This is a genomic window from Prevotella marseillensis, assembly GCF_900625065.1.
Taxonomy (GTDB): domain Bacteria; phylum Bacteroidota; class Bacteroidia; order Bacteroidales; family Bacteroidaceae; genus Prevotella; species Prevotella rara.
Genome location: NZ_UYXY01000002.1, coordinates 1 through 11339 on the forward strand (window position 1 = coordinate 1; position 11339 = coordinate 11339).

Below are 11339 nucleotides of genomic sequence, written 5' to 3' on the forward strand. Positions count from 1 at the left end.
GTGCCGTGACAGACGCTGACGGTAAGTTCTCTATCAGCATGCCCGCAGGGCACAACAAGCTGAAAGTAACCTATGTCGGCATGGTTGATCAAGACGTAACGGTAAAGGGCAACAGCGTACGCGTTGTACTCGCTCCTGACGAGACCAACCTCGACGAGGTGATGGTCGTTGCTTACGGTACGGCTAAGAAATCAGCCTTCACCGGTTCTGCAGCGGTTGTAAAGTCAGAGGACATTGCCAAGAGTTCTGTTGCAAACCCGGTTGACGCTCTTACCGGTAAGGTTTCGGGTGTGCAGATTAATTCATCTACAGGACAGCCTGGTCAGGAGAGCTTCAGCATCCGCATCCGCGGTGTCAGCTCCATTAATGCCGGCAACGACCCGTTGATTATTCTCGACGGTGCTCCTTACGACGGCGACATGAACTCAATAAGCAATCAGGACATCGCCTCGATGACCGTTCTGAAGGATGCTGCCTCTGCAGCTCTTTACGGTGCGCGTGGTGCCAATGGTGTTGTCATCATCACAACAAAAAGCGGCCGCGAGGGTACTTCCTCAATCACTGTCGACGCTAAGTGGGGCTCTAACTCAAAGGCGCTTCCTGAATACAATTACGTAAACAATCCAGCAAAATACTACGAGCTGTGGTACACAGCACTGAACAACTATGCACAGGACAAACTCGGATATAGCGCAAATCAGGCATATCAGTGGGCAAACGAAAATCTTACAGCCAACAATGCGTACGGTCTTGGATATAACGTTTACACTGTGCCCGAAGGACAGACACTGATAGGCATGAACGGCAGACTCAACCCTAACGCAACACTCGGCCGCGTAATCAGCTACAACGGCAATCAGTATACATTGCTGCCTGACGACTGGCGTGACGCCTCTTATCAGAATGGCCTGCGCCAAGAGTACACTATTACTGGTACAGGCAGCAATGCCAAGGGCTCTTTCTATGGTTCTGCCAACTATCTGAGCAACGAGGGTATCACGATGAACTCTGACTATGAGCGCTTCACCGGCCGTCTGAAGGCAGACTATCAGCTTAGAGACTGGTTCAAGCTCTCTGGTAACATGAGCTACACCCACTCTAACTCTAACTACCTCGGCAACGACGGTTCAAGCTCTGACTCAGGAAACCTCTTCGCCGTCAACAACGTCGCTCCTATCTATCCTATCTATGTACGCGACGGCAATGGAAACATCATAATTAACCAGTCTACAGGTCTTCCTACTTACGACTATGGAGACGGTGACGTCATCGGCATTTCACGTCCTGTCTATACACAGGCCAACCCGTTCAGCGACATACAGCTTAACACCGACAATATCGAAGGTAATGCCCTCAACGCTGTCGGAGCTGCTGAAATCCGTTTCTTGAAAGACTTCAAGTTCACATCAACAAACAGTGTAATGCTTGATGAGGCTCGCCAGACAAACACATCTCAAAACCTGTTCGGACAGACAGCGTCTATGGGTGGCAGCATTGCAAAATATCACACACGTACATGGGCTTACAACTACCAGCAGTTGCTCAACTGGCATCGCCTGTTCGGCAAGCACGATGTAGAGGTTATGCTCGGTCATGAGTATTACCGCACACGTGGCTATGTGCTCGTAGCTTCAAGAACAAACATCTTCTCTTTGACAAATACAGAACTTTCTGGTGCTATCACTGACGGTACAATGGATTCTTATACAACTGACTACAACACTGAAGGTTTCTTCGGCCGAGCACAGTATAACTACGACAACAAGTACTTCGGTTCTGTTTCTTATCGTCGTGATGCTTCTTCACGCTTCCATCCGGATCACCGTTGGGGTAACTTCTGGTCATTTGGTGGCGCATGGATCATCAGCAAGGAAAAATGGTTCAACGCTCCTTGGGTTGACGAGTTGAAGTTCAAGGCTTCTTACGGTGAGCAAGGTAACGACAACATCGGCAACTACCTCTACACCGACACCTACACAATTCAGGATTCTAACGGCAGCATCTCTTTCGTTCCTTCTACAACAAAGGGTAACGAGACTATCTCTTGGGAGAAGAGCGGCAACTTCAATACAGGTTTCGAATTCTCACTCTTCCGCGGACGTCTTGCCGGTGGTATCGAGTACTTCTATCGCAAAACCAGCGACATGCTTGCATGGTTTACACTGCCTCCTTCGTTCGGATACAACGGCTACTATGACAACATCGGTGATATGACTAACCAGGGTATCGAGATTGAACTCGACGGAACTATCATCCGTACAAAGGATATTGAATGGGGTATCAACGTAAACTTTACAGCTTACAAGAACGAAATTACTTCTATGCCTACAGAGAATAAGACATACACCATCGACGGTGTTGAAGGTTATAGCAACGGCAGCTACTTCTATGGCGAAGGCGAGCCTATCTATACATTCTATCTGCCTAAATACGCCGGTGTAGATCCTGAGACAGGTGAGGCTCTGTATTGGAAAAACGTCACAGATGAGAATGGAAACATAACAGGCCAAAAGAAAGTTACCGACCCGAGCTCTGCAGATATGCACCTCTGCGGAACAGCTCTTCCTGATGCCTACGGTGGTTTCGGAACACGTTTCTCTTACAAAGGTTTCGACTTCTCTGCCGACTTCACATATCAGCTCGGCGGTCAGGTTTACGATTCTTCTTACGCAAGCGCAATGGGTACAAGCAAGGGATACCAGTTCCACTCTGACATCCTGAACGCATGGACTCCTGAGAACACTAACACCAATATTCCTCGTCTGCAGTACAACGACCAGTATACAAACTATCAGTCTGACAGATTCTTGACAAGTGCGTCATATCTCTGCCTGCAGAACGTTAACATTGGTTACACTCTGCCCAGCAACCTCACATCTAAGATTGGTATAAGCAAGCTGCGCGTATATGTTACAGGTGCAAACCTCTGGCTCTGGTCTAAACGTCAGGGACTTGATCCTCGTCAGAGCTTGTCAGGTAGTACATCTAATGCATATTACTCACCTATCCGCACAATCTCTGGAGGTTTGACAGTTACATTCTAAGCTAAAAATAAAAACGGAATAAAAACATGAAAAAGATATTAATATACGGATTAAGTCTGGTCCTGATGGCCGTTTCGTCAACATCACTGACCAGCTGTATAGATGAGACTCAGCCTACGAGCGGTGCCACCGAGGACCAGGTTCAGCAGTCTGCTGTTGCCACAAAGGGACTTCTGATGGCTATTCCGGCTTATCTCAATGCCAACTATTTCGGAACAACCCGTGTTGACTGGGCCTTCGGTTATGGTGCAATGATGCACATCCGCGACTGTATGACACAGGATGTTGCTCATGTTTACAGTGACTATAACCAGTTCTCTGCTTGGGCTACACTGCTTTACATCGACCGCCTGTATAGGAACACACAGTATCTGTGGAACTACCAGATGAAACTGGCTTCAACATCTAACAATCTTATTGCTGCCGTTGACTCAACAAACGCAACTAACGAGCAGCTCGGATATCTCGCTGCCGGCTACGCTTACCGTGCAATGATTTATCTGGACATGGCACGTGAGTATGAGTTCCTTGACAACGACAAGACACAGCCTGTAAGTCCTGAAGGCAACAGCGTAAAGGATCTTACACTGCCTATCGTTGACGAGAACACTACAGAGGCTCAGGCACGTAACAATCCTCGTGCTAAGAAGGCTGATATGGTTGCCTTCATTCTCAACGACCTGCAGAGAGCTGAGAAATGGATAGGATACCTGAATCTGTCTGACAAGACTCTGCCTCACCTCGACGCTGTTTATGGACTTTATGCACGTCTGTACATGTGGACAGAGAATTATCCTATGGCTGAGAAGTATGCACGTTTGGCTATTGATAATGCTACAACCTCACCTATGACTGAGACTGACGCCCTGAACACAACTACCGGATTCAACGACGGTACAAAATGGATGTGGGCTTCACAGCAGACCAAGGAGTCTCTTTACAGCAACCTTGCCAACTGGACTTCATTCCTGAGCTGCGAGACATACTTCGGTTATGGTTCTACTGCTGCATCTCCTATCATGATTGACGCAAGCATGTATCAGCGTCTGAGCGACAGCGACTGGCGTAAGCTTATGTGGAAAGCTCCTTCTGGCTCTCCTCTGTACGGAAAGAACACTTACGTAGACAATGCTCTCGGTGAAGCGCTTCCAAACTATGCATCGCTCAAGTTCCGTCCGGGCGAAGGCAACACTGATACATATTCTACCGCATGTGTTACAGACTATCCTCTGATGCGTGTTGAAGAAATGTACTTCATAGAGGCTGAGGCAGCAGCTCATCAGGATGCAGCACGTGGAAAGCAGCTCCTCGAGTCGTTCATGAAGACTTATCGTGACTCTAAGTATTCTTGCAAGGCAAGCTCTACCGACGATGTTGTTGAAGAAATAGTATTCCAGAAGCGTATCGAGCTTTGGGGCGAGGGTCAGACATTCTTTGATATCAAACGTCTGAACTATCCTGTAGTACGCGGATATGCTGGCACTAACCACTCTGACGACGAGCGTTATAACACTACTACACGTCCTTGCTGGATGAACTGGGCATTTGTACTTTCTGAGGAGAACGGCAATGCCGGACTCAGCGGTTACAACAATCCTAACCCAAGTTCAACTTATACACCTTGGACTGGTCAATAAAAACCATAAAAACGAATTATCATTATGAAAAGAATATTCAATTATTGCACAATGCTTCTCGTCTCTGTTCTGGCTTTCTCGCTGGGATCTTGTACAGACGAGTATGAATATACCCCAGCCGTAGCAGAGGGTGAGCAGATTTATTTCAGCAATGCTCTTTCTTCTACTGTTGAGCTGAATTCAAATCAGAGCAGCATTCAGATACCTGTAAACCGTATACAGCGCAGCGGTGCGCTTACTGTGCCTATCGAGGTTACAGTTCCTGAGAACAGCAAATATCAGGTTTCTTCTGAGGTTACTTTCAACGACGGCGACTCTGTTGCTTATATCAATGTAAACTATGATCCTTCAGCTATCGAATATGGCAAATATGACACCATAACCGTAGCTATCAAGGATGCCCAGTACACAACTCCTTATGGTGCTTCAACTTACACTTTCGCAGCTGGTCTGTCTGAATGGAAGACAATGACCAACAAGGGTTACTTCCGCGATGGTATTGTTGCCAGCTTATATGGACTTGATGTCATGACATATCAGGTTGAGGTTCAGGAGAATGTTCTTACACCTGGCAAATACCGTGTAATAGCTCCTTATGGAGCTGGAACAGAATTCTACAATACATACGTAGATGTAGACAGCCCTGTATTCAAATGGACCGGCGAGACAAGCACAAGCATTGTCATAGATGCAACTGACCCTAACTATGTTTACATTGACGGCGACTTCTATACCGGACTTGACGATGGCATGAGCGCTGACGGCCAGGGAGCACTCCATGTGTTCAGCTATGTTTATTACTATCTGCTTAACGGTAACAGTCTCGACGCTGTCAAGGCTAACGTTCCTGAACTGTTCGGTAAACTGGAGGATGGCATAATAACATTCCCAGAGAACTGCTTGCTTGCCAACTTTGACGGTTCGATGAATCCTATGTATTATGCGAACAGCTCTGATCTGGCTGTAGCTCTTCCTGGATATGAGATTACTGACTATTCTACATCATTTACTTATTCAGGCCGCTTCACTGATGTTGCAGGAAACAACTATGCACAGGGCACTATCACTCTAGGTGCTGATGTAGCATCAGCAAAATATTTGGTTGCAGCTGACGGTGACGACGTAAACGAAATCATAAACGCTGTTAATGAAGGCACAATCGAAGCTAACGAGATAAAGGCTACTTCAGAGGTCAAAGTTGCTATCTCAGAAAGCGGAAAATATAACATGATTGTTATTGCTTACGATTCTGAGGGCGAGATGAAAGCTCATTCTTCTACAGCTTTCACATTCGACACAGGTGGTTCTGGCTCTGCCAACTGGACTGCATATAGCACCGGAACATACAACCAGAACTATTATCCTAACTTCGTTATTGACGAAAACAATAATCCGGTAGGTAATCCATTTGGTGACGGTTCTTACTCAACAACTCTATATGTTGACCAGAACGATCCTAACCACTATAAACTAGAACCGTGGCTTATGGAGAACCTTTCATTTGAATTTAATGTTGACAGCAACGGCATCATAACCTTCAGCGATGTAAACACCGGCGTTGATTCTCAGACTGGCTATGGCAATGTACTTGTTACCAATGCCACAGAAATAATCGATAATGGTACAACATATAGCTTCATCGACGAGAATAATACATTTGTATTTGGATTGATGTATTATGTCAACTACAACAACAGCTATGGCTGGTTAGGCGGTGCACTTGAGACATTCACTCCGTCAAGCAATGGAGCTTCAATGATTATGAGACATGGCACAACAAGTCTCAAAAATATTAACAAGATCAACAATCCTGTTAAGTCGGTTACAGCAGGCCATGCCAAGAACTTCATCGCTGCTCCAGTTGACGCAAATACATTGAAGCTGAAATAAATGATAACACAACTGACGTTGCTTAATATTTAGCTATAAAGCTTTTATATAAGTGACAAGCTGAAATAAATAGAAAAGGCCCCGCCAAGACTTGCACTTCAGGTCATGGCGGGGCTTTTGTATATAGCTTATTGTAATATTATACAGGAAAAGTCATGTCATTTATGCCTACCAAACATATTTTCGATATTCTGCATTTATGACATGCAAATTTCTATTGAGTGTCAGAACATCTTGCTTACGCGCTTTATGCCTTCAACAAGAACGTCTATCTCCTCCTTTGTGTTATACATGGCAAACGAGGCTCTCACCGTGCCCTGTATGCCGAGACGTATCATGAGGGGCTGGGCGCAGTGGTGACCGGTGCGAACGGCTATGCCGAGACGGTCGAGCAGCGTGCCCATGTCGAGATGGTGGATGTCGCCTACGAGGAACGAAACCACGGCGTCTTTATCATTGGCCGTGCCGAAGAGTCTGATGCCGTCTATCTCCTGCATCCGCTCCATGCAATATCTTGTGAGTTCCTGCTCATGACGCGAGATGTTGTCGATGCCTATCGAACTGATATAGTCGATGGCGGTGGCAAGGCCGTGAGTGGCAACATAGTCGGGCGTGCCGGCCTCAAACTTAAACGGGAGATGCTCAAACACGGTCTTCTCAAAGCTTACGCTCTCTATCATCTCGCCTCCGCCCTGATACGGCGGCATGCGGTCGAGCCAGTCTTCCTTTCCGTATAGCACGCCTACGCCTGTAGGACCATACATCTTATGCCCGCTGAAGGCAAAGAAGTCGCAGTCGATGTCCTGTACGTCAACGGCAAAGTGAGGAGTGCTCTGTGCACCGTCGACCATAACTGGAACGCCGTGCTCATGGGCTATGCGCACAATCTCCTTAACAGGGTTTACCGTTCCGAGGACATTGCTTACATGCGTAACGCTGACTATCTTAGTGCGCTCAGTAAACAGCTTTTCGTATTCGTCGAGCAGCAGTTCGCCTTTGTCGTTCATCGGTATCACGCGCAGCGATATGCCTTTGCGCGCTGCCTGAAGCTGCCACGGCACGATGTTGGAATGATGCTCCATGACGGACACGATAACCTCGTCGCCCTCGCTCATAAACCCGTCGCAGAACGACGAAACCACAAGGTTAAGGCTCTCGGTGGTTCCGCGCGTGAAGATTATTTCGTTAACCGAACCTGCATTGATAAACTTGCGCACCTTCTCGCGTGCCTGTTCGTGCAGGTCGGTTGCCTGCTGCGAAAGATAATGCACGCCGCGGTGTACGTTTGCATTGACATTGAGATACTCTTCGCGCATGGCATCGAGCACACACAGCGGCTTCTGCGTTGTTGCGCCGTTGTCAAGATATACCAGCGGACGGTCGTAAACCTTACGGCTGAGTATCGGGAAGTCTTCTCTTATTTTGGTTACGTCGAACATACTTTTTAGGAGTTAAAGTAGTTAAAGGAGTTAGAGTAGTTAAAGTCAATAGCCTAAATAATTTTATACAAAGTAACGTGGCCAAAGACTAACGAGAATATTCAGTAAACTACAGAAGTCAGAGCAGTTAAAGCGAACAAGCCTTGAAACTTTATATTGCAAGAGATGAAAACATGCAAGTATCCGAGCTTATTTTCAGAATTAGAGCAGCCAAAGCCAAATTCCAGTCAACATTGTTACATAAAGAATGACGACATTAACAAAGGTAATGACTTTAACTACTCTAACTCCTTTAACTACTTCTAACTACCGAATTTTATCTGCACAGCTTGCATCCCTCGCACTTGTTGAGTTCACCGCGGAAGCGTTTCTCTACGAGATAATGCAGGCGGTCGCGGAGCGGCTCTAGCTTTATGCCGTCTACGACCTCGTTGACGAAGGCAAACTCAAGCAGGAGCTTGGCCTCCTTAAGGCTGATGCCGCGCTGGCGCATGTAGAACAGGGCCGCATCGTTGAGCTGACCCACGGTGCTTCCGTGAGCACACTTAACGTCGTCGGCATATATCTCCAGCATCGGCTGCGTGTACATACGCGCCTCCTTGGTAGAGCAGAGGTTCTGGTTACGCATCACCGAGTCGGTCTTCTGTGCGCCATGACGCACCAGCACTCGGCCTGCAAAGGCTCCCGTGGCGCTCTCGTCGAGAACGTATTTATACAGTTCGTTGCTCGTGCAGTGAGCCACGCGATGATCTATCAGCGTATTGTTGTCAACATGCTGTTTCTTGTCGGCTATAACACATCCGCTGAGGTTACACTCGGCACCCTCACCTGCAAACACAAGGTCGGTGCGGTTGCGTGTTATGCCGTTGTGCAGCGTTATTATGTTATGGTTAACTCTGCTGCTGCGCTGCTGCTCAATGAACAGGTTGCTCACGCGAACGTTCTTTGCGTGAGTCTCCTCAAGGCAGTAGAGGTCAAGTCCGGCATTGTCGCCCACATAAGCCTCGATAACCTGTGTGGTGAGGAAACGGCGGTCGTCGGCGGCATGGTCGCAGAAGAGCAGCTTGATTTCAGCCCCCTCCTCCACTATTATCAGCACACGGCGATTAACCATCAGGTCGACGTCAGAGCGCAGGATGTTGATCACCTGCACGGCCTTGCTTACCACAACACCATTGGGCACATAAACCAGCAGTCCGTCCTGTGCCAGCATTGTGTTGAGAGCCGTTATGCCGTCTTCAGAAGTCTTTGCCAGCTTGGCATAATATTTCTCTATCAGTTCTGGCCTTTCGACAGCCACCTTACCCAGCGAGTCGACAATCACTCCTTCGGGAAGCGGCTGGCCCTTAGGCGTAGACTTGCCATAGAAGCCATCGTTCACTATGAAATAGAGCGATGTACTGAGGTTAGGCACGTCGCATCTGAATGCCTCATACGGGTCAACCGGAATGTTAAGGCGGTTGAGGTTAAGGCCGTAGTCGGGCTCAAATAGCGACGGAATGTCTGTGTATTTATATCTCTCGACCTTCTTTGTCGGGAATCCCATCCGCTTGAAGTCGTCGAACGCAGCATCGCGCACGGCGTTGAGCGGCGCTGAGCTGTGCGCGCATATCATGTCGCGGCACTGGTTGTAAAGGTCTATATATTGTTTTTCGCTATCCATCCGTATATTAATTATAAATTACGAATTAAGAATTGTGAATTATGAAACGAAGTTCAGCGCAATGCAATTGTGAATTATGAATTATGAATTAAATTCAGTCCACCTCTTCTTTAATCCAGTCGTATCCGCGTGTCTCTATCTCCTTCGACAGTTCCGGACCGGCGGTCTTTACGATGCGTCCCTTGTAGAGCACGTGAACGATGTCGGGCTTGATGATGTCGAGCAGGCGCTCATAGTGAGTGATGACGATACAGCTCGACTCCGGTGTGCGCAACTTGTTGACGCCTTCGGCAACAATGCGCAGCGCGTCAACGTCGAGGCCAGAGTCAGTCTCGTCCAGGATACTGAGCTTCGGCTCGAGCATTGCCATCTGGAAAATCTCGTTACGCTTCTTCTCGCCGCCGCTGAAACCTTCGTTCACAGAGCGGTTAGACAGCTTGCTGTCAAGCTCAACAATCTTTCTCTTCTCGCGCATCAGCTTCAGGAAGTCGGCTGCGTTGAGCGGCTCCTTGCCCTCATACTTGCGCTTCTCGTTTATGGCGGCACGCATGAAGTTGGTCATCGACACGCCCGGAATCTCCACGGGATACTGGAACGAAAGGAAGAGTCCTTCGTGTGCCCTGTCCTCAGGCTTCATCTCGAGCAGGTCCTTGCCGTTGAAGGTTATAGAGCCTGACGTAACCTCATAAAGCGGATTACCGACCAGCACAGCGCTCAATGTACTCTTGCCCGAACCGTTAGGTCCCATTATGGCATGTGTCTCACCGTCCTTTATGGTGAGGTTGATGCCCTTCAATATTTCCTTGTCGCCAATCTTGGCGTGTAAGTCTTTTATTTCTAACATAATTCTTGTTTATAATTTATTCCGGCCTTACGGCTTGCGCCTGCCGTGATTGTTTATTTCAGATATAGATATGTCAGCAGAGAGTCCAGCAGTCCGGTGACATCACTGTTTGTAAACTTGAACGGGAACGTAACTTTCAGTCCAACCGACAGCGCGTGGCGGTGCATCGGCGAGCGCATTGCATAGGGTGTTGTGTCCTTTCCGAATGTCGTCTGCGACGATGTATGTCCGTCAACAGCCATGCGGAAGCCATAATCGACCTCAAGAGCCACACACGAAAACATATATATGTCGAGGCCAACCACCGGCGCCACACTAAGCACGGGGCTGCTCACGCTGTACTTGCGCTCATAGCTGCCATACATTCCCGATGTGCTCACCGTGCCTGCATCCTTGCGTCCGGCAACGTTCCAGAAGGTGCTTACGCCGAGATAAGGCTGCAGCGCGCATGACTTTGACAGGAAATACCAGCGTCCGCCAAGCATAATCTGCGACAGATCGGCCGACACGTCGCCTGAGTAGAAATCCATCACTTCGTGGTCATAGCCGCCGACAACAGAGAAGCCTGTCTGCGGAATGAAATACTCTAGGTGAGCAGAGAAGTTAGGACCGCCGCCTGCCTTCAAAGGGTCGTAATACTTGTCGGGAGTTTCGTTTAGCGACACAACCGGCTTTACAGGACTTAGCCTGAAGTCTATTGCCCATCGCCGCGAGTCATCGTCCTGAGCGTTTGCCACAAGTCTTGACAGACAAAGCAGCAAGACTAAAACAATCAATGGTCTTGTATTCATCATAACAACTTTTTTATATATATCGTTAATG

The 11339-nt window shown here is 48.0% G+C and carries 7 protein-coding genes; 3 read left to right on the forward strand and 4 right to left on the reverse strand.

Annotated features, from left to right (window positions below):
- The 3 genes from EJL04_RS13455 to EJL04_RS13465 all read left to right on the forward strand — a co-directional run.
- Positions 1 to 3044 (forward strand): SusC/RagA family TonB-linked outer membrane protein (locus tag EJL04_RS13455; RefSeq protein ID WP_164511784.1); only part of this gene is annotated, 3044 nt, incomplete at its 5' end.
- 26 nt (positions 3045 to 3070) lie between these two features.
- The gene (locus EJL04_RS13460; protein ID WP_125105380.1) at positions 3071 to 4681 is read left to right on the forward strand and encodes a RagB/SusD family nutrient uptake outer membrane protein; all 1611 of its coding nucleotides are present in this window, start codon (positions 3071 to 3073) and stop codon (positions 4679 to 4681) included.
- 24 nt (positions 4682 to 4705) lie between these two features.
- Positions 4706 to 6571: a hypothetical protein gene (locus tag EJL04_RS13465; RefSeq protein ID WP_125105381.1), complete on the forward strand. Its 1866-nt coding sequence runs from the start codon at positions 4706 to 4708 to the stop codon at positions 6569 to 6571.
- A gap of 224 nt (positions 6572 to 6795) precedes the next feature.
- Here EJL04_RS13465 and EJL04_RS13470 read toward each other — a convergent pair whose 3' ends face one another.
- The 4 genes from EJL04_RS13470 to EJL04_RS13485 form a co-directional block, all read right to left on the reverse strand.
- Positions 6796 to 8010 carry an aminotransferase class V-fold PLP-dependent enzyme gene (locus tag EJL04_RS13470; protein ID WP_125105382.1) on the reverse strand — a complete coding sequence of 405 codons (1215 nt, stop codon included), beginning with the start codon at positions 8008 to 8010 and terminating at the stop codon, positions 6796 to 6798.
- Positions 8011 to 8326: 316 nt separating this feature from the next.
- On the reverse strand, positions 8327 to 9673 hold the full coding sequence (gene sufD, locus EJL04_RS13475) for a Fe-S cluster assembly protein SufD (RefSeq protein ID WP_125105383.1): 1347 nt from the start codon (positions 9671 to 9673) through the stop codon (positions 8327 to 8329).
- 94 nt (positions 9674 to 9767) lie between these two features.
- A complete protein-coding gene (gene sufC, locus EJL04_RS13480; RefSeq protein WP_053398524.1) occupies positions 9768 to 10517 on the reverse strand; it encodes a Fe-S cluster assembly ATPase SufC in 750 nt (249 codons plus the stop codon).
- 53 nt (positions 10518 to 10570) lie between these two features.
- On the reverse strand, positions 10571 to 11311 hold the full coding sequence (locus EJL04_RS13485; RefSeq protein ID WP_125105384.1) for a hypothetical protein: 741 nt from the start codon (positions 11309 to 11311) through the stop codon (positions 10571 to 10573).
- Positions 11312 to 11339 lie beyond the last annotated feature (28 nt).